Here is a 19,293-nt window from a genome sequence, read left to right on the forward strand (position 1 = left end):
TGCTGACTACGCCCGCCCCGTCCGACCCTGGGGGGACCCGGCGCGGATTTCCCGCTGCGGGTGCACCCCCATGCCGCATCAGGGTTGCCCCTGAGTCGACGGCCGGTCGACCGTTTTTCCCCATGGCGGCGGGCGGCAGCACCGACACTTGCACCTGACGCCACAGGAGGGTCAACCGAACCAAGCCATCTCCGGTCACGGTAGGTGACGACGGCAACGGCAGCCGTCCCCCCACGGAGGGATCTTCGAGTACGCCGGGTGAGGTACCCGGGCCGGCGGAACTACGCCCGGGGGCGGACCAGCCCCGACTCGTACGCCAGCACCACCGCCTGCACCCGGTCGCGCAGCCGCAGCTTGGTCAGCACATGCCCGACGTGCGTCTTGATGGTGGTTTCGCTCACCGACAGGACCGTCGCGATCTCGGCGTTGGACAGCCCTCGGGCGACCTGCACGAGCACCTCGCGCTCCCGGTCGGTGAGCGCGTTGAGCGCCGCCGACGGCGTCGCCTCCGGGTCGGGCAGCAGTTCGGCGAAGCGGTCCAGCAGTCGCCGCAGAATCCGAGGTGACACCACCGCGTCCCCGCCGGCGACAGTGCGGATCGCCGCGATCAGATCCTCGGCCGGCACGTCCTTGGCCAGGAACCCGCTGGCGCCGGCCCGCAACGCGCCCACCACGTACTCGTCCAGGTCGAAGGTGGTGAGCACCAGCACCCGTACCGGTAGCCGGGCGTCGACGATGGCCCGGGTCGCCGCCACCCCGTCCATCCGGGGCATCCGGATGTCCATCAGCACGACGTCGGGCAGCAGCCGGCGGGACAGCTCCACCGCCTCCACGCCGTCACCGGCTTCCGCCACCACGTCCAGGTCGCTCTCGGCGCCCAGCACCATCCGGAACCCGGTCCGCAGCAGCGGCTGGTCGTCGGCGAGCAGGATCCGCACCGGCCGCGCCGAGGGCGCCTGATCGTTCATGTCGTCTCCCGTCCCGCCGACGTCGTGGCGCGCACCGGTCATCCTCGCGTAGCGGAGCCGGTGCGTTGCGGATCACCGTAGAGGCCCGCCGGTCGCCCTGTCCCGACCGCTGCGGCACCGCTGCGGTCGGGTCCTCGGCGGCGGCGTGCGGGAGGCGGTCCCCGGCGGCCTGCATCGCCGTGCGGGGCGTACGCGTCGCTCAGGAGGCCGTCACTCGTCGGCGCCCGGCGCCACCGCAGTGGCCCGGGAGTCACGCAGCGGGTCGGCGTTCGCCGCGGCGACCGGGAACGGCGGCGGGGTGCCGCCGAAGCTGGGACAGAGCGCCTGGTGGCTGCACCAGTCGCAGAGCCGGCTCGGCCGCGGTCGGAAATCCTGCCGGGCGGTGGCCTGCTCGATGGCCCGCCACAGCGCCACCACTGTGCGCTCGAAGCGGACCAGCTCGTCGGCGTCCGGGGTGTAATCCAACACCTCGGCGTCGCGCAGGTAGAGCAGCCGCAGCACCCGGGGCACCACCCCCCGGGTGCGCCACAGCACCAGGGCGTAGAACTTCAGCTGGAACAGCGCCCGCGCCTCGAACGCCTCCCGTGGAGCGCCCCCGGTCTTGTAGTCGACCACCCGCAGCGCGCCGTCCGGAGCGACGTCGAGCCGGTCGAGGTAACCCCGGATCAGCAACTCCTCGTCGACGACCGCGGAGATCAGGCTCTCGCGTTCGGCGGGCTCCAGCCGGGTCGGATCCTCCACCGCGAAGTAACCCTGCAACAGCCCGGCGGCGGAGCGGAGGAACTCCACCGGGCCGGCCGGCTCCGCGCCGTCGAAGATCCCCGCCAGCTCGGGCTGCTCGGTGACCAGCCGGTCCCACTGGGGGGCCACCAGGTCGCCGGCCGCCTCCGGTGTGCGGCCGGTGGCCGGCAGGTCGAACAGGCGCTCCAGCACGGCGTGCACCAATGTGCCCCGGGCCTGCTCGATGGTGGTGCGCTCCGGCAGCCGGTCGATGCTGCGGAACCGGTAGAGCAGCGGGCAGGTCTTGAAATCCGCCGCCCGCGACGGGGACAGCGAGGCCCGCACCGTCGGCGGCGCCTGCGCCGCGGGGGAGGGCTGGGAGGTGGTGACCGATTCCGCCGTCATGTCGGCAAAGGTTAGGGCACCGGTGTGACACCGACCGCCGCCCGCCCCACACAGCGACGGTCCGTAGCATCGTGGCGATGGAGCAGACAACCAGGCCGCCGCGCCGACCGGACCGACGCCTCGGCCTGAACGTCGGCAAGGTGTTCGGGGTGCCGCTGTACCTCAACGGCTCCATGGTCCTGCTCGCGGTGCTCATCGCGGTGCTGTACGGCGAATTCGCCCGGCGACAACTGGACCTGCCGCAGCTCAGCGGCTACCTGATCGGCTTCGGGTTCGTCGTGTCGCTGCTCGGCTCGGTGCTGCTGCACGAGCTGGGCCACGCCCTCACCGCCCGGCGGTACGGCATCGGTGTGCGCGGGATCACCCTGGAGCTGCTCGGCGGTTACACCGAGATGGACCGGGACGCCCCGTCGCCCCGCGTCGACCTGCTGGTCTCGCTGGCCGGCCCGGCGGTCTCCGCTGTGCTCGGCGTCCTGGCGGTCGCCGCCACGCTCGCCCTGCCCGAGGGGACCGTGGCGCACCAGCTCGCCTTCCAGCTCGCGGTCAGCAACGTCATCGTTGCCCTGTTCAACAGCCTGCCCGGGCTGCCGCTCGACGGCGGCCGGGCGCTGCGCGCCGCCGTGTGGGGGCTGACCCGTGACCGGCACCTCGGCACCGAGGTCGCCGGGTGGGCCGGCCGGGTCGTCGCCGTCGGCACCGCGGCCCTGGTCCTGCTGCTCACCGTCGAGCGGCGGCTGGCGCCACTGGCGCTGCCGCTGATGCTGCTGGTCGCCGTCACCCTCTGGCGTGGCGCCGGGCAGTCGATCCGGGCCGCCCGGGTCAGCCGCCGGTTCCCGCTGATCGACCTCACCCGGCTGGCCCGTCCGGTCTGGCCGGTGGCGACCGGTACGCCGCTGGCCGAGGCTCAGCGCCGACGCGCCGAGAGCGGGCAGCCCGCCGCCGCGCTGGTGGTCACCGACTCCACCGGGCGACCGGTGGCGCTGGTCGACCCGGCCGCCGCCGACGCGGTGCCGGTCGAGCGCCGACCGTGGCTGGCGGTGGACGCCGTCGCCCGGTCGTTGGGCACCCTTCCCACGTTGTCGGTCGGGTGGGACGGCGAGCGGGTGATGGAGGCCGTACAGACCTACCCGGGCGCACAGTACGTGGTGACGTCAGGCGAAGATGTCGTCGGCATTCTGCACATCGCGGACCTGGCACAGCTCCTCGAACCCAACCGGAAGATGACACCGTGACCGCAACTCCCTCCACCGTCGCCGCCGACCCCGCCAACCCGGCGCTGACACCCGTGCACCGCGGGCCGTTCCGGCCCGGCGACCGGGTCCAGCTGACCGACCCCAAGGGGCGGATGCACACAGTGACGCTGGAGCCCGGCAAGGAGTTCCACACCCACCGCGGCATCCTGGCGCACGACACGCTGATCGGGCTCCCCGACGGCAGCGTGGTGACCACCTCCGGCGGCGGCACCGCGTTCCTGGCCCTGCGGCCGCTCCTGTCGGACTACGTGCTGTCCATGCCGCGCGGCGCCCAGGTGATCTACCCGAAGGACTCGGCGCAGATCGTGGCGATGGGCGACATCTTCCCCGGCGCGAAGGTCCTCGAGGCCGGCGCCGGCTCCGGCGCGCTGAGCTGCTCCCTGTTGCGCGCCGTCGGCACCGAGGGCGAGCTGCACTCGTTCGAACTGCGCGACGACTTCGCCCAGATCGCCAAGCGCAACGTCGAGGCGTTCTTCAACGGGCCGCACCCCTCGTGGAACCTGCACGTCGGCGACGTCGCGCAGTGCCAGGAAACCGGCTTCGACCGGATCATCCTGGACATGCTGACCCCGTGGGAGACCCTCGACATGGTCGAGAGGGCGCTGGTGCCCGGTGGGGTGTTCATCGGCTACGTCGCCACCACACCGCAGCTCTCCGAGCTGGTGGAGGCGCTGCGCGAGCGCGGCGGCTGGACCGAGCCGCGGGCCTGGGAGTCCCTGGTGCGCGACTGGCACGCCGAGGGCCTCGCCGTGCGTCCGGACCACCGGATGATCGCGCACACCGCCTTCCTGGTGTCCGCCCGCAAGCTGGCCCCGGGGGTCACCGCGCCGCCGCGCCGACGCAAGCCCAGCAAGGGCACCGAGGCGTACGCGCAGCGCCGCCAGGACCTGCGCGAGGCGGAGGCGGCCCGACAGGCCGCCGCCGCCGCGCAGGCGGCAGGCGCGCAACCCAACGGTGCGGGGGAGATGGACAGGCCGTGACCATCGAGCTGGGTGTCGGCAGCGCCGAGCACGGGGAGACGCTGGCATGAGCCGACCGGGCTACGGCGGTGGAGACCTCCCCGCGGTCTTTCCCGACTGGTCGCCCTATCAGGACCTGGAGTCGGCGGCGCGGGCCTACCTGCGCGACCCGGACGTCGCCCTGGAGGCGCTCGGCGGCGTGCTGCGCGGCGCGTCGGTGCTCGGCTTCACCCTGGAACGCTTCGTCAACGAGGTCAACGGGGTGTGGCAGGAGGTAGTGGTCTGCGACGGCAGCCGGCTCATCCTCTGGCACGGCGAGGACGTGCCGCCGGAGGAGGGCCCGCCGGGCTCGATGACCTCGTCGCTGCGGGTGGTACCGGTCTCCACAGTCACCGAGGTCGGCTGCCGGCGGCGACTCAACCGTGCCGAGAGCGGCGAGATCCGGGTCGACAGCATCGACGTCTACCTGCTGCTCACCTCGTTGGACGAGGCGCCGCCGAGCGAGGAGATGGCCGGCACACCCCGGCACGACGCGTTGCGCTTCGGCAAGACCCTCGACGACGGCGGGGCCGGGCAGATCGCCCGGTTGGAGGAGTTCGCGCGGTTGGTCGCCTCGGTGGTCGGCCGTCCGATGCTCTGAGGCGTACCCCGTTTGGTGCCGGCCGGGCCTTCGCGGCCCGGCCGGTGGGTCAGTCTTCCTCGGCGTCCGGGCCGGCGACCTCGACGCCGTCGCCACGCACCACGTGGATGCAGTCGCCCGGGCACTCCTTCGCGGAGTCGATCACCTCGAGCCGCAGGTGCGCGGGGACGTCGACCCGGCTGCCCGGTGCCATCTTCAGCTCACCGTCGACGCCCTTGACGTAGGCCAGGCCGTCGATGTCGAACTCGAACACCTCTGGCGCGTACTGCACGCAGAGCCCGTCGCCCGTGCAGAGGTCCTGGTCGACCCAGACCTGCAATTCGTCGGTCGCGACCTCGGCCACCTGTGCACCCCCCATGTTCTCCCGTGCCACGCTCCGACGGTACCCGAACGCCGGTAACGGCCCGTCAGGCCACCCTTGGCGATCAAGGTTCGGTGACGAGGGTGTTGCGTGGGACCGAATCGGCCTCATAGCGGCTAGTGTTAGGGCAGAACGTTCAAGCCCCCCGGGGAGGTGGGACGTGGCAGCACGTAGCGACGACGCGGACTCGCGCGCCGCACGGTGGGAGAAGGAAGCCCACGATCTCTCCACGCAGGTCGCGTTCCTGCAAGAGGAACTCGCCCTGGTGCGGCGTAAGTTGACCGAAAGCCCCCGACACGTCCGGCAGCTCGAAGAGCGGCTGGCGGCCACCCAGGCACAGTTGGCGCGGCTGACCGAGAACAACGACCGGCTGGTGAGCACCCTCAAGGAAGCTCGCACGCAGATCGTGACGCTCAAAGAGGAGATCGACCGGCTCGCGCAACCGCCGAGCGGTTACGGAGTCTTCCTGGCCAAGCACGAGGACGGCACGGTGGACGTCTTCACCGGTGGCCGCAAACTGCGGGTCGCGGTCTCACCCTCGCTCGATGTGGGTGACCTGCGGCGTGGCCAGGAGGTCCTGCTCAACGACGCGCTCAACATCGTCGACGCGTTCGGTTACGAGCGGGTTGGCGAAGTGGTGATGCTCAAGGAGATCCTGGAGGGACCGAACGGCGGGCCGGGCGACCGGGCGCTGGTGGTCTCCCACTCCGACGAGGAGCGCATCGTGCACCTCGCCGAGACGCTCATCGGCTCGGCGATCCGGGCCGGCGACTCGCTCATGATCGAGCCCCGTTCGGCGTACGCGTACGAGCGGATCCCGAAGAGCGAAGTCGAGGAGCTGGTCCTGGAGGAGGTGCCCGACGTCGACTACGGCGACATCGGTGGCCTCCAGTCGCAGATCGAGCAGATCCGCGACGCGGTGGAGTTGCCGTTCCTGCACGCGGACCTGTTCCGTGAGCACCAGCTCCGCCCGCCCAAGGGCATCCTGCTCTACGGCCCACCGGGCTGTGGCAAGACGCTCATCGCCAAGGCGGTGGCCAACTCGCTGGCCAAGAAGATCGCCGAGCGGCAGGGCAAGGAGAAGCACACCAGCTTCTTCCTCAACATCAAGGGCCCGGAGCTGCTCAACAAGTACGTCGGTGAGACCGAGCGGCACATCCGGCTGATCTTCCAGCGCGCCCGGGAGAAGGCCGGCGAGGGCACGCCGGTGATCGTGTTCTTCGACGAGATGGACTCGATCTTCCGGACCCGCGGCTCCGGTGTCTCCTCCGACGTGGAGAACACGATCGTCCCGCAGCTGCTCAGCGAGATCGACGGCGTGGAGGGGCTGGAGAACGTCATCGTCATCGGCGCCTCCAACCGGGAAGACATGATCGACCCGGCGATCCTGCGCCCCGGTCGCCTCGACGTGAAGATCAAGATCGAGCGACCGGACGCCGAGGCGGCCAAGGACATCTTCTCCAAGTACATCCTCTCCGGGCTGCCCCTGCACCCGGACGACCTGGCCGAACACGGCACCGATCCCCAGGCCACCGTCGCGGCGATGATCGACGCCGTGGTGCTGCGGATGTACTCGGAAACCGAGGAGAACCGATTCCTCGAGGTCACCTATGCCAACGGTGACAAGGAAGTCCTCTACTTCAAGGACTTCAACTCCGGCGCGATGATCCAGAACATCGTCGACCGGAGCAAGAAGATGGCCATCAAGGAGTTCCTCACCTCGGGTCGCAAGGGGCTGCGCCTGCAGCACCTGCTCGACGCCTGCGTCGACGAGTTCCGCGAGAACGAAGACCTCCCCAACACCACCAACCCCGACGACTGGGCGCGCATCTCCGGCAAGAAGGGTGAGCGGATCGTCTACATCCGCACGCTCGTCTCCGGCGGCAAGGGCGCCGAGGCCGGCCGGTCCATCGAGACCGCCAGCAACACCGGCCAGTACCTCTGACCCCAACAGCGAGGGTGCCCACCATCCGGTGGGCACCCTCGCTGCGGGTATGCCAGGGCGTCGGTCAGGCGGCGAAGATCCACCGCTTCGACACCACGTAGTTCGCCGCAGACAGCGACGCCGTCACCAGTAGCTTCGCCAGCAGGTACGGCGTGCCCGCCCAGGTCAACGCGGATACCAGCACCACGTTGGCGGTCAGGTTGGCGAGGACCAGCGCGAAGTAGCGCCCCACCTGCGGCACCATCTGGGCGGACGAGCCGAACGACCACGCCCGGTTCAGCCCGAAATTGACCCAGAACGAGGTCAGGAACGACATGCCGGCGGCAACCGGCAGGACAATCCGGAGAACTCCGTGGTACACGAAGAGTGATCCCGTGTCCACGGCAACGCTCAGACCCCCGACGACCAGGAACCGCACAGCGCTGTGTCGGGACAGGTGGCGGACGGAATCGGCAACAGGTGACAGCAAAGAGTTCTCCAAGGGGGGACCCGGAGCGGTGAGGACGACGAGGGAGTCTATCGTCTGTCCATCCACCCAGCGGGGCCTGCCCGCGCGAGCCGCGAGGTTGACGTGCCTGATCCCGGAAGAGTGACGCCGCCGGCCACCGGCGGAAGCCCGGCGGCCACCATGAACACAGGCCGACGACACTGGGCCCTCGCCTTCGCCGCGTTCTTCCTGATCATCTTCGCCTGGTCGATGGCCACCCCCTACGACGGCACCCCGGACGAGCGGGAGCACATCGTCCGAGCGGCCGGCGTCGCCGCCGGGCAGATCGCGCCCCCGCCCGCCGACGCGAAGAAGGGCACGGGCGCCTTCCAGACCGTTCCCGGCGGTCTCGTCCGCGAGCAGTGCTGGCAGTTCAAGAAGGAAGTCTCGGCGGCCTGCGCCCAGCCCCCCGGCAGCGACGACACACCGACCCGCGCCGGCACCGGGGCCGGTCGTTACTTCCCCGCCTACTACGCCCTCGTCGGCGCACCCACAGTGCTCTGGCCCGGCTGGTCCGGCGTCCTGCTCGCCCGCATGATCAGCGCCCTGTGCTGTGCTGCGCTGCTCGCCTGCGCGTACGTCGTGATCCGCAACCGATCCCGCCGCGGCCTCATGATGGGCGCCCTGCTCGTCGTCACCACCCCGATGGCCGTGCACATGGCCAGCGCGGTCAACCCGAACGGCCTGGAGATCGCCGCGGGCATCGCCTTCTTCAGCGCGGTCATCCCCCTGCTGCTCGGCCCACCCGGTCCACGGCGCGGTCTCATCGTCCTCGTCGGGATCAGCGCGCTGCTCCTCGCGGTGCTGCGCCAGACCGGCCCGCTCTGGCTGGCGACAGCCTTCATCGCGTTCGCCTTCCCGCTGCGCCGCAGCAACCTCCTCGGCCTTCTGCGGGACCGGGCCGCGCAGCTCTGGGCAGGTGGCATCGTGCTGTCCATCCTCGCCGTGCTCGCCTGGTCCGTCCGCCAACAGACCTCCGACCTCGGCAACTACTCCGCCGACCGGCTCACCTACGGGCAGGCGGCCCTGCGCGAGGCCGACCGGTGGCGGGGCTACCTCGACCAGATCGTCGGGGTCACCTCCTGGCTGGACACCCGGATGCCAGCCCCGCCGTACGTGATCTGGCAGCTCGTCGCCGGGGCGCTGCTGCTCATCGGGGTCGTCTGGGGCAGCAGGCTCGACCGGTGGCGCCTGCTCGTGCTGCTCGGCGGCGGCGTGGCCGTCCCCTCCCTCATGCAGATCGCCCTGGTCAACGAGAGCGGCTTCGTCACCCAGGGCCGCTACATGCTGCCCATGTTGGTCGGCGTCCTGCTCTACGCCGCGTGGGTCGCCGAACAACGCGGCTTCGAGGTCGCCCGGGCCCGCTCGTTCACCCGACTCGCCGTGCTGCTCCTTCTGCCGATCCAGCTGTTCTGCCTGGCGTACACGATGGTCCGCTGGCAGAACGGCCTGCCCGCCAACATCGGGCTGAGCAGCCTCAATCCCCTCGCCGGCGACTGGCACCCGGTGGTCGGCTCGGTGATCCCGCTGCTGAGCGCCAGCCTCGGCCTGGTGCTGTTCGGGTGGCTCGTCTGGACCACCCGCTCCGCCGCGACCGACGACCCGACGCCGCCCGCTGAGCATTCCGACACCGAATCCACCGAACTGTTCCGGCCCGCCGGCACTCACCTGCAGAGTGCAGGTGCTCAGGGCGGACTACGCTCGACCTGACGGGGGACCGGGTCGGGCGAGCGAAGCGGGTAGGTCGATGAGCGTAAGACGGATCATGGGCACCGAGGTCGAATACGGCATCTCCGTGCCCGGGCAGGCCGGAGCCAACCCGATGGTCACCTCATCGCAGGTGGTCAACGCCTACGGGGCGCGCCCGGAACTCAACCGGGGCGGCCGGGCCCGGTGGGACTACGAGGAGGAGTCGCCGCTGCGCGACGCCCGCGGCTTCACCTACTCCGGCGCCGCGTACGACCCCGCCGAGGCCCTCGCGGACGAAGACCTCGGCCTGGCCAACGTGATACTCACCAACGGCGCACGGCTCTACGTGGACCATGCCCACCCCGAATACTCCACCCCCGAGGTCACCACCCCCAGGGACATCGTGCGCTGGGACAAGGCCGGCGAGCGGGTGATGGCCGAGGCGTCCCGCCGGGCCGCGACCATCCCGGGCACCCAACCGATCCACCTCTACAAGAACAACACCGACAACAAGGGCGCCAGCTACGGCGCCCACGAGAACTACCTGATGCGCCGGCAGACGCCGTTCGCCGACATCGTGGCGTACCTGACGCCGTTCTTCGTCACCCGGCAGATCGTCTGTGGCGCCGGCCGGGTCGGCATCGGCCAGGACGGCGGCCAAAGCGGCTTCCAGATCTCCCAGCGTGCCGACTTCTTCGAGGTCGAGGTTGGCCTGGAGACCACCCTCAAGCGGCCGATCATCAACACCCGCGACGAGCCGCACGCCGACGCCGACAAGTACCGCCGGCTGCACGTCATCATCGGCGATGCCAACCTCTCCGAGATCTCCACCTACCTCAAGGTGGGCACCACCGCGCTGATCCTCACCATGATCGAGGAGAAGGCCCTCGGCGCCGACCTCGGCATCGCCGACCCGGTCAGTGAGCTGCGTGCCGTCAGCCACGACCCCGCCCTGACGCACCGCATGCGACTGCGTGATGGCCGCAAACTCACGGCCCTCGACCTGCAGTGGGCGTACCTGGAGCGGGTCCGGTCCTTTGTCGACGACCGGTACGGCACCGACGCCGACGAGCAGACCATCGACGTGCTCGACCGCTGGGAGAGCGTCCTGGACCGGCTCGGCCGGGATCCGATGCTCTGCGCCGACGAGCTGGACTGGGTGGCCAAGCTGCGGCTGCTGGAGGGCTACCGGGAGCGGGAGAAGCTCGGTTGGGGCTCGCACAAGCTCCAGCTCGTCGACCTTCAATATTCCGACGTCCGGCCGGAGAAGGGCCTCTACCACCGCCTGGTCAGCCGGGGGGCGATGAAGACGCTGCTCACCGACGACGAGACGCGCAGCGCGATGACCGAGCCACCGGAGGACACGCGGGCCTACTTCCGCGGCCGCTGCCTCGCTCAGTACGCCTCCGAGGTGGTCGCCGCGAGCTGGGACTCGGTGATCTTCGACGTGGGCCGGGAGTCGTTGGTCCGAGTGCCGATGATGGAACCCGAGCGGGGCACCCGCGCGCACGTCGGGGCGTTGTTCGATCGCTGCGCCAGCGCCAAGGACCTGTTGGAGACGTTGACCGGGGGCTGAGGCCCGGTGCCTCCACCGGGAATCACTCTGGCATGCCAGGCCGTCCCCGAGCCTTCACCGTCGTCCTGGCGTTCCTGTCCCGGCATCTGGTGGAGAAGCAGGTGTTGCGGTTCAAGGAGTGGACGCCCCGCCTGCGGCGCGGGGCACCAGTGGCGGAGGCGTCGGAAAAGGGGGCAGCCCGAGCCCGAGCCGGTGCCGGTCCCGGGCCTGGCCGACGCGTCGGCTCCCCGGAGCTGACCGCTTTACCGCAATCGGGCGCCCCCGAGCCGAACACGACGGACGTGAGGGCTTTCTGTCGCCTGCGCGGGGTAGATTTCATCCCAGACGATCGTGGAGGAGACAGCCATGGCCACTCATGACAGCGGCGGTCAGTCGCAGTCCGGCAAGTCCCGTCAGGGCGAGGAAATCGAGGACGTCACCACCGAGGCCAACCCCGAGGTGGCCGAGCGGCACGCCGAGATCACCGAGGACGTCGACGACCTCCTCGACGAGATCGACTCCGTCCTGGAAGAAAACGCAGAGGAATTTGTGAGAGGCTATGTTCAAAAAGGGGGGGAATAGGGGCATATGTCCGATTCGGTGTACCCCTCGGACAAGGTGTGCCCGCAATGCAAGAGAGCGCTGGCCAGTACGGAATTCCACCGTGATCGGCGGCGGGCAGACGGCCTCGCTTTCTACTGCAAAGCATGCGCCGCCATTCGGTCGGAGGCGAGCCGACGCAAGCGGGGTGTCGCTCCGCAGAAGAAGTCGCCAACGCTCGTAGGTGAGGGTCTCAAGTGGTGTCCGGACTGCGAGCAGATCAAGTCGCTCGACGATTTTCCTACCACGACGACCAAAGCCAGCGGCCGGCACAGCTACTGCAAACCCTGCCATAATGCCCGTGGCAAGGAGACAGCGCAGCGACTCTACGGTGGAACTCGCGAGTACCACCTGCGGCGGCGGTACGGCGTGGGTGAGAAGGAGTTTCAGGAGCTCCTGGCCGAGCAGGGCGGGGTCTGCGCGATCTGTGGCGGCGCCGACCCGCAACATCTGGACCACGATCATCGCACCGGATGGGTGCGCGGGATACTCTGCTTCAACTGCAACGGTGGTCTTGGCCAGTTCCGTGACAGTCCCATGAGGCTGGCCAGGGCGATCACGTACCTGAGAGGAACCACGTGGCAGCGGGCTTTGATCCATCCGGGCGTCTTCCAGATGTGTTCACCAACGCGGGGACGTCCTCCTTCACGACGTTTCTGAGTCGGGTGGCCCCCGAGATGTTGCCCGGTCGGCGACCGCTGCCGCCGGGCATGGCCGCCGACCTGGCGCCGCACGCGACCACCATCGTGGCCATCGCGGCCGCCGAGGGTGTGGTGATGGCGGGCGACCGACGGGCCACCATGGGCAACCTGATCGCGCAGCGCGACATCGAGAAGGTGCACCCCGCCGACGCGTACTCGTTGGTCGGCATCGCGGGCACCGCCGGCATCGGCATCGAGCTGATGCGACTGTTCCAGGTGGAGCTGGAGCACTACGAGAAGATCGAGGGCGCGATGCTCTCGTTGGACGGTAAGGCCAACCGGTTGGCCTCGATGATCCGGGGCAATCTGGGGGCGGCCATGCAGGGGTTGGCCGTGGTGCCGCTCTTCGCCGGGTTCGACCTGGCCGCCGCCGATCCGGCGCGAGCCGGCCGGATCTTCAGCTTCGACGTGACCGGTGGCCCGTACGAGGAGACCGGCTACGACGCGATCGGGTCCGGGTCGCTGTTCGCGAAGTCCGCGTTGAAGAAGCGGTTCCGGGCTGGGTTGTCCGTGGACGACGCGACGCGGCTGGCGGTCGAGGCGCTCTACGACGCCGCCGACGACGACACCGCGACCGGTGGGCCGGATCTGACCCGCCGGATCTACCCCGTGGTGATGACCGCGACCGCCGAGGGCACCCGCCGGTTGACCGACACCGAGACGGCGGCGATCGCCGAGGGTGTGGTTGCCGGCCGGATGGAGAACCCGGGCGGTTGAGACCCGCACCTCACCAGTCAGCAGTCGTCAGCACAGCGCCGTAAGGAGAACCGCCGACGTGGCCATGCAGTTCTACGCCTCTCCCGAACAGATCATGCGCGACCGCTCCGAGTTGGCCCGCAAGGGCATCGCTCGGGGCCGCAGCGCGGTGGTCCTCAGCTACTCCGGCGGGGTCCTCTTCGTCGCGGAGAACCTTTCCAGCGCCCTGCACAAGGTCAGCGAGATTTACGACCGGATCGGGTTCGCCGCGGTCGGCCGGTACAACGAGTTCGAGAACCTGCGCCGCGCCGGTGTCCGGATGGCCGACCTGAATGGGCTCAGCTACGACCGGCGTGACGTCACTGGTCGCGCCCTGGCCAACGCTTTCGCGCAGACCCTGGGTGCGATCTTCACCGAGCAGTCGAAGCCGTTCGAGGTGGAGATCTGCGTGGCGGAGGTCGGTGCCACCCCGGAGGCGGACGAGTTGTACCGGCTGACCTATGACGGTTCGGTGAACGACGAGCCGGGGCGGATGGCCATGGGTGGTCAGGCCGAGGCGATCACCGGCGTGTTGAAGTCGCAGCATCGGGCGGACATGTCCCTGGGCGAGGCGGTCAGGGTGGCGGTGCAGGCGCTGAGCACCGTCGGTGGTGAGGGCGGTGCCGCCCGGACGATCGCCGCGAACCAGCTCGAGGTGGCGGTCCTGGACCGTCAGCGGATCGGACGGACGTTCCGGCGGATCACCGGTGCCGCGCTGACGGCTCTGTTGGACGGGGACGCTGCGGCCGAGGGGCAGTCGGCGGAGTCGGCGGGCGGTCCCGCCGAGCCGGTCGTGCCGACCACGGAGGGGCACAAGCCGACGAGTTCGGCCGGCTCCGCGGACCTGGAGGACCGGCCCGCGGAGGGCGGCGAGCGCTAGGGTCTTGCCCGCTGGTGCCGGGCCCGTGTCCGGGGCCGGCACCAGCGGTCATCCTCGGCGCAGCAGGGGCCGGGCCAGGGCCCAGTAACCCCCGGCGACGGCGTTGAACGCGCCCAGGCCGGGTGCGGTCGGCACACCGGAGGGCGTGACTCGACCGGTCATCAGCTCCGCGATGACCCCGTCCGGCACCCGGCGTTCGGCCTGTAGCTGCCGTCGACGGCCGCGAACCCAGTTGCGGTTGCGCCACAACCAGCCCCAACCCCGCAGCTTCTGCCGGGACCAGCCGCCGACGACCGAGGCGGTGAGCATGGCGGCCTCGGTGAGTAGCAGCGCTGGGGCGAGCACCACGAGTGTCCGCGCCTCGTAGGCGGTGAGCAGGGTGACCAGTCGGTTCCGCTCGACCAGGTAGAGCTTCAGGGCGTTGCGGGAGAACTCGTAGTGGTGACGCACGACGGCGTCCGGCACGTACTCCAGTCGTAGTCCGCGCTGCCACAGTCGCAGGCTGAGTTCGGTGTCCTCGTGGTAGGCGAAGTATTCGGCGGCGAAGCCGTCGAGCTCACGCCAGAGCTGCCGGCTGATCACGAAGCAGCAGCCGCTGAGGGAGGCTACGGCCCGCCGCTCGGCGTGGTTCCTGGCCGGCTCGCCGTTGCCGCCGGCCCAGGAGAGGCCGGTGAAGTGCAGCGGGTTACCGCTGGTGTTGATCAGCTCGGGGGTGTCGGCCAACCGGATGGACGCCATGGCCGCGCCTACGCCCGCTTCAGCGGCTACGGCGGTGGTCTTGGCCAGGGCGTCGGGTGCGACGACGGCATCGGAGTTGACGAACGCGAGCCAGTCACCGGTGGCCTCGGCCGCGCCGACCCGGCAGCCGCCGGAATAGCCGGTGTTCTCCTCCGGTCGGATCACCCGCACCCCGGGGAGGCCCTTGACGATGTCGATGCCGTCCCCGGTGCAGCCGTTGTCCACGACGATGAGGTCGATCTCGACGTCGGTGCTGGCCAGCACCGCCCGTGCGGCGTCGACGAGGTAGGGCTCCGGGCCGTAGGCGAGCATGACGGCGCTCACCCGGGGTCGGGTCATCGGATGCCTCCGGATGCGGCAGGGGCGACGGCCTCGGCGAGCGGCCGGGTGGGGGTGGTGGGTCGGCGGACGCCGCCGCGCAGCAGCAGGGCCATGGTGGCGGCCACGATGACGGAGCCGATGGTGTACGCCAGCTCGACTCGCAGGGTGACCGGAGCCGGGATCAGCGTCACGGCGATCAGGGCGGCGACGCCGGCGGTCCAGGCAAGCGCCTGGGCGCGGTGCCGGTCGAGGGCGAGCAGGGCTTGGCCGAGCACCATCGCCCACAGGTAGGCGAGCGTGGCGGCGGCCAACCAGGCGAAGTCGCCGTGGCCGAGAACGCCGGGTGCGTCGAAGAGGGTGCCGACCAGCCATGGGCCGAGCAGTACGGCGCCCAGGGCGCCGGTGAGGCCGAGCGCGGTGACGATGCCGAGCGCCCGGCGCAGCAGGCTGTGGAAGCCGGCCTGGTCGCCGGTGGTGGCGGTGGTGGCCAGGCCGGGCAGCAGTGACGCCTGCAGGGAGCCGAAGACGAACAGGGGGATGCGGACCAGCACGAGGGCGGAGAGTAGTGCGCCGGCGGCTGCCGCGTCGGAGGGGGAGAGTAGCTGCACGTTGATCACGCCGATGTTCACCACGACCTGGGAGAGCAGGCTGGAGGCGGTGAGCAGGCCGAGGCCGCGGAGCAGGGTGGCCCAGGCCACCGGCGGGCCTCCGCCGATGGCGCGCAGCACCGGTGGCAGTGTGAGCAGGACGCTGACCAGTGGGGCGGCGACGAGCACGAGCCCGTACCAGACGGGCGACGTCACTCCGGCCAGCCCGAGCAGGGCGACCATGATGATCCGCAGGCCGCCGTCGATCCCGAGTTGAGCGCCGTACCAGGGGAACAGTTGCAGACCGGAGAGGACGCCGCGGGTGGCGTAGGCGACGGCCATCGCGGCAAGTGCGCCGATCAGCACGGTGACCAGGTTGCCGTCACCGGCGAAGAGCTTGTCGGCGAGCGGCTGACGGCCGATGGTGACGGCCAACACCAGCACCGCGAGCATCACGGCGGCGACGGTGACGCCGCGGGCCAGTACCGGCCCTGGGGGCAGCCCCTGGCTGTGTCGGGCGGCGACGACCCGGGCGACCTCCTGCTCGATCGGCATGAACACGCCGATGCCGAGGGTGAACACGATCGACCAGAGCACCGACAGGGACGAGTAGTCGGCCTGGCTGAGGCTGTGGCCGGCGACGGCGAGGTGAACGTAGGAGGCGAGCCCGAGAAGGGCCAGCCCGGCACCGACAGCGACGGTGCCGGGCGGGACCAGGCTCAGTAGCCGTCGGATCACCGGCGGATGAGCGCCAGCGTGAGAACGGCGAACGCGCGGCCGAGGTAGACCATCGCCTTGGCGGGGGAGTGGCTGGGTGTGCCCGCCATCCGCTTGCGCATGGCGACCGGCACCTGGCGGATGCGGTAGCCGCGGCGGGCGGTGTGCACCAGGGTCTCCACCGTGTCGCCGAGGTACTCGGCCGGGTACCAGCCGGCGAACATCTCGATGACCCGCCGGTTGGCGGCCCGGAAGCCGGAGGTGGTGTCGGTGAGCTTGGTGCGGGCGACCCGGGACAGCACGGCGGAGAGCATCACCATCGCCCAGCGGCGGGGGCCGCGGACGTTGTAGTCGCCCTCACCGGCGAAGCGGGCGCCGATGACCAGGTCGTTGTCGTCGAGCAGGTCGACGAGCTTCGGCACGTACCGGGGGTCGTGCTGGCCGTCGGCGTCGATCTGGATGGCGACCTCGTAGTCGTGGTCTCGGGCGTAGCGGTAGCCGAGGCGCATGGCGCCACCGACGCCGAGGTTGTACGGCAGTTTGGCGACCAGGGCGCCGGCGGCGGCGGCGACCGCGGCGGTGCGATCGGTGGAGCCGTCGTCGACGACGAGCACGTCGACGCCGGGCAGCTCGCCACGGACCTCGCCGACGACGTCGGCGATCGAGCCCGACTCGTTGAGAGCGGGGATGATGATCAATGTGCGCTTGCCGTTAACCATCGGTCGACACCAGTTCGTCTCGGGCTGCCCGGTCCGCGTCGATCTGAGCGCGGAGCAGGGCGAAGTCTTCGGCCAGGGTGCGGGTCTCTTCTTCCAGGGCGCTGACCTCCCAGCTGAGGTGTACGCACACCAGCAGCAGGAAGACGATGCCGAGGAAGAGCACCAGGCTGACACCGGAGGCGACGCCGAGGAGTTCGGCGACGTTGTCGAGCAGCCGGGGGAAAAGGGACAGCGGAATCACGATGATCAGTACGGCGAGCCAGAGCATGCCGTACTTCTCGCGCAGCTGACGGCGGCGCAACAGCTCGACGATGGTGCCGAGGAGCAGTAGGCCGGTCAGGCCGGTGACGAGGGTGAGCTTCATGCGACCTTCCACGGGGCGGGTGGAGCGGGGGAGTGGAACGCGTCAACCAGGGCGCTGTGCCAGTCTGGAAGCGGGGGTAGACCCACGGCTGCCCAGCGGCTGTGCCCTAGCACACTGTACGCAGGCCGTGGGGCGGGACGCGGATACCGGTCGCTGGTGGTGGGTCGGATCCGGTCCGGGTCCAGTCCGGCCAGCGTGAACGTGGCGCGCGCCAACCCGTACCAGGTCGTCTGACCGGCGCAGGTGCCGTGGTAGACGCCGGGCGCCGCGTGCCCGGCCAGCGCCGCGTCGGCGAGCGCGACGAGCCGCTCGGCGAGCGCGTACGACCAGGTGGGTTGGCCGTGTTGGTCGTCGACCACGTCGAGGTGGTCGCGCTGGGCGGCGAGTCGGAGCATGGTGGCCACGAAGTTCGGGCCGTGCGCGCCGTAGAGCCAGGCGGTGCGCACGACGTACCCGGTGTCGGGCAGCAGCCGCGCGACGGCCTGTTCGCCGACCAGTTTGCCGCGACCGTAGGCGTTGACCGGCGCGGTGGGCGCGTCCTCCGGGTACGGGGTGTCCGCGTTGCCGGCGAGGACGTAGTCGGTGGAGACCTGGATGAGCCGGGTTCCGTCGGTGGCGCACGCCGCGGCCAGGTTGGCCACGGCGTGGCCGTTGACGGCGGTCGCCGCGGCCTCGTCGGCCTCGGCGGCGTCGACGTTGGTCCACGCGGCCGCGTTGATCACCAGGTCGTGCCCGGCGACGGCGGCGTGGACCGCCGCGCGGTCGGTGACGTCCAGGTCGGCGCGGGTGGCGGCGGTCACCTTGAGGTCGGGCCGTGCACCCAGCACGGTGACCAGGTCCCGGCCGAGCATCCCGCCCGCGCCGGTAACGAGGAGTCGGGTCATGCGGTCGGCGCGGACTTGAGGGGTTCCCACCAGTTGCGGTTGTCCCGGTACCAGCGGACGGTGTCGGCGAGGCCCTGGTCGAGCGTGATGCTGGGGTGGTAGCCGAGCTCCTCGCTGATCTTGGTGATGTCGAGGGAGTACCGGCGGTCGTGGCCCTTGCGGTCGGTGACCGGGACGACCCGGTCCCACCCGGCGCCGCAGGCGTCCAGGAGCAGGCCGGTGAGTTCCTTGTTGGTCAACTCGGTGCCGCCGCCGATGTTGTAGACCTCACCGGCGCGTCCCTTCTGCTGGACGAGGGCGATGCCCCGGCAGTGGTCGTGCACGTGCAGCCAGTCACGGATGTTGCCGCCGTCGCCGTAGAGAGGGACGGTGCCACCGTCGAGCAGGTTGCTGACGAACAGCGGGATTACCTTCTCAGGGAACTGATAGGGGCCGTAGTTGTTGGAGCAGCGGGTGACGACCACGTCCATGCCGTGGGTGCGGTGGTACGACAGCGCGAGCAGGTCGGAGCCGGCCTTGGATGCCGAGTACGGCGAGTTGGGGGCAAGCGGCCAGGTCTCGGTCCAGGAGCCCTCGTCGATCGAGCCGTAGACCTCGTCGGTGGAGACGTGCACGAACCGCCTGGTGCCGTGGCGCAGCGCCGCGTCGAGCAGCGTCTGGGTGCCCAGCACGTTGGTGGTGACGAACGGCGCGGCGCCCGCGATCGAGCGGTCGACGTGTGACTCGGCGGCGAAGTGCACGATCACGTCGTGCTCGGCCACCACCTCGTCGACCACGACCGGGTCGCAGATGTCGCCCTGCACGAACCGCAGTCGCGGGTCGTCGCGGACGGGCTCGAGGTTGGCCAGGTTGCCCGAGTAGGTCAGTTTGTCCAGCACGGTCACGACGGCCGGCTCGAGCGGCGGCACGCCGTCCGCACTGCCGAGGGGCTTGCCCAGCAGTAGGCGAACGTACTCCGACCCGATGAATCCGGCTCCGCCGGTGACGAGGATCCTCACGGGTCCGGAAGTATACGCGACGGGCGGCGCGGCCCCTGGTATGCGACCCCCGCACAACGTTCACGGG

General features: G+C 70.4%; 20 protein-coding genes. 10 read left to right on the forward strand and 10 right to left on the reverse strand.

Translation table 11 applies throughout. From position 1 onward, the window contains the following. Positions 1-281: 281 nt before the first annotated feature. Positions 282-968, reverse strand: a complete 687-nt coding sequence (locus OHB44_RS16285) for a response regulator (RefSeq protein WP_266302618.1) — start codon at positions 966-968, stop codon at positions 282-284. A 210-nt stretch (positions 969-1,178) separates the two neighbouring features. Continuing rightward, complete coding sequence (locus tag OHB44_RS16290; RefSeq protein WP_238685819.1) at positions 1,179-2,093, reverse strand: RecB family exonuclease; 915 nt, start codon at positions 2,091-2,093, stop codon at positions 1,179-1,181. Between the two features lie 140 nt (positions 2,094-2,233). Here OHB44_RS16290 and OHB44_RS16295 point away from each other — a divergent pair, with 140 nt between their 5' ends. The 3 genes from OHB44_RS16295 to OHB44_RS16305 are packed head-to-tail and all read left to right on the forward strand — an operon-like array spanning position 2,234 to position 4,945. After that, complete coding sequence (locus tag OHB44_RS16295) at positions 2,234-3,325, forward strand: site-2 protease family protein (protein WP_442932698.1); 1,092 nt, start codon at positions 2,234-2,236, stop codon at positions 3,323-3,325. Next, a complete protein-coding gene (locus OHB44_RS16300; RefSeq protein WP_442932674.1) occupies positions 3,322-4,326 on the forward strand; it encodes a tRNA (adenine-N1)-methyltransferase in 1,005 nt (334 codons plus the stop codon). Before OHB44_RS16295 ends, OHB44_RS16300 begins: the two co-directional genes overlap by 4 nt. A gap of 46 nt (positions 4,327-4,372) precedes the next feature. Then, the gene (locus OHB44_RS16305; protein ID WP_091408625.1) at positions 4,373-4,945 is read left to right on the forward strand and encodes a hypothetical protein; all 573 of its coding nucleotides are present in this window, start codon (positions 4,373-4,375) and stop codon (positions 4,943-4,945) included. A gap of 49 nt (positions 4,946-4,994) precedes the next feature. Here the strand turns inward: OHB44_RS16305 and OHB44_RS16310 are convergent, their stop codons facing one another. Beyond that, a complete protein-coding gene (locus OHB44_RS16310; RefSeq protein ID WP_238685979.1) occupies positions 4,995-5,288 on the reverse strand; it encodes a ferredoxin in 294 nt (97 codons plus the stop codon). Positions 5,289-5,466: 178 nt separating this feature from the next. Between OHB44_RS16310 and arc the strand changes: the two genes are divergently transcribed. After that, positions 5,467-7,251 (forward strand): proteasome ATPase, encoded by a 1,785-nt coding sequence (gene arc / locus OHB44_RS16315; RefSeq protein ID WP_030332887.1) that lies wholly within the window; start codon positions 5,467-5,469, stop codon positions 7,249-7,251. A gap of 64 nt (positions 7,252-7,315) precedes the next feature. Here arc and OHB44_RS16320 read toward each other — a convergent pair whose 3' ends face one another. Beyond that, positions 7,316-7,990, reverse strand: a complete 675-nt coding sequence (locus OHB44_RS16320) for a GtrA family protein (protein WP_330441155.1) — start codon at positions 7,988-7,990, stop codon at positions 7,316-7,318. Here OHB44_RS16320 and OHB44_RS16325 point away from each other — a divergent pair. The 6 genes from OHB44_RS16325 (at position 7,880) to prcA (ending at position 13,898) form a co-directional block, all read left to right on the forward strand. Then, positions 7,880-9,448 (forward strand): DUF2142 domain-containing protein, encoded by a 1,569-nt coding sequence (locus OHB44_RS16325; protein ID WP_238685817.1) that lies wholly within the window; start codon positions 7,880-7,882, stop codon positions 9,446-9,448. The two genes, OHB44_RS16320 and OHB44_RS16325, sit on opposite strands and share 111 nt — an antisense overlap. A gap of 37 nt (positions 9,449-9,485) precedes the next feature. Then, positions 9,486-11,003 (forward strand): depupylase/deamidase Dop, encoded by a 1,518-nt coding sequence (gene dop / locus OHB44_RS16330; protein ID WP_353962152.1) that lies wholly within the window; start codon positions 9,486-9,488, stop codon positions 11,001-11,003. A gap of 345 nt (positions 11,004-11,348) precedes the next feature. Beyond that, positions 11,349-11,564: a ubiquitin-like protein Pup gene (locus OHB44_RS16335; protein ID WP_088948111.1), complete on the forward strand. Its 216-nt coding sequence runs from the start codon at positions 11,349-11,351 to the stop codon at positions 11,562-11,564. Positions 11,565-11,570: 6 nt separating this feature from the next. Further along, positions 11,571-12,242, forward strand: a complete 672-nt coding sequence (locus OHB44_RS16340; RefSeq protein ID WP_266302617.1) for an endonuclease VII domain-containing protein — start codon at positions 11,571-11,573, stop codon at positions 12,240-12,242. Continuing rightward, positions 12,161-13,000: a proteasome subunit beta gene (prcB, locus tag OHB44_RS16345; protein ID WP_210781714.1), complete on the forward strand. Its 840-nt coding sequence runs from the start codon at positions 12,161-12,163 to the stop codon at positions 12,998-13,000. Before OHB44_RS16340 ends, prcB begins: the two co-directional genes overlap by 82 nt. 58 nt (positions 13,001-13,058) lie before the next feature. Then, positions 13,059-13,898 carry a proteasome subunit alpha gene (gene prcA, locus OHB44_RS16350; protein WP_238685815.1) on the forward strand — a complete coding sequence of 280 codons (840 nt, stop codon included), beginning with the start codon at positions 13,059-13,061 and terminating at the stop codon, positions 13,896-13,898. A gap of 48 nt (positions 13,899-13,946) precedes the next feature. Here the strand turns inward: prcA and OHB44_RS16355 are convergent, their stop codons facing one another. From OHB44_RS16355 to rfbB, 6 genes are read right to left on the reverse strand one after another with little or no spacing between them, the layout of a single operon-like run. Further along, positions 13,947-14,975, reverse strand: coding sequence for a glycosyltransferase family 2 protein (locus tag OHB44_RS16355; protein ID WP_330441156.1), 1,029 nt, complete (start codon positions 14,973-14,975; stop codon positions 13,947-13,949). Continuing rightward, complete coding sequence (locus OHB44_RS16360) at positions 14,972-16,282, reverse strand: lipopolysaccharide biosynthesis protein (RefSeq protein ID WP_238685813.1); 1,311 nt, start codon at positions 16,280-16,282, stop codon at positions 14,972-14,974. Before OHB44_RS16360 ends, OHB44_RS16355 begins: the two co-directional genes overlap by 4 nt. Next, a complete protein-coding gene (locus tag OHB44_RS16365) occupies positions 16,279-16,980 on the reverse strand; it encodes a glycosyltransferase family 2 protein (RefSeq protein ID WP_238685812.1) in 702 nt (233 codons plus the stop codon). Before OHB44_RS16365 ends, OHB44_RS16360 begins: the two co-directional genes overlap by 4 nt. After that, complete coding sequence (locus tag OHB44_RS16370) at positions 16,973-17,344, reverse strand: DUF2304 domain-containing protein (protein ID WP_139584287.1); 372 nt, start codon at positions 17,342-17,344, stop codon at positions 16,973-16,975. Before OHB44_RS16370 ends, OHB44_RS16365 begins: the two co-directional genes overlap by 8 nt. Continuing rightward, positions 17,341-18,228, reverse strand: coding sequence for a dTDP-4-dehydrorhamnose reductase (rfbD, locus tag OHB44_RS16375; protein ID WP_266302616.1), 888 nt, complete (start codon positions 18,226-18,228; stop codon positions 17,341-17,343). The genes OHB44_RS16370 and rfbD overlap by 4 nt, the downstream gene beginning before the upstream one ends. Then, positions 18,225-19,226 carry a dTDP-glucose 4,6-dehydratase gene (gene rfbB / locus OHB44_RS16380; RefSeq protein ID WP_238685810.1) on the reverse strand — a complete coding sequence of 334 codons (1,002 nt, stop codon included), beginning with the start codon at positions 19,224-19,226 and terminating at the stop codon, positions 18,225-18,227. The genes rfbD and rfbB overlap by 4 nt, the downstream gene beginning before the upstream one ends. Positions 19,227-19,293: the final 67 nt, after the last annotated feature.

The sequence above is a fragment of the Micromonospora sp. NBC_00821 genome, from assembly GCF_036347035.1.
Lineage (GTDB): Bacteria > Actinomycetota > Actinomycetes > Mycobacteriales > Micromonosporaceae > Micromonospora > Micromonospora hortensis.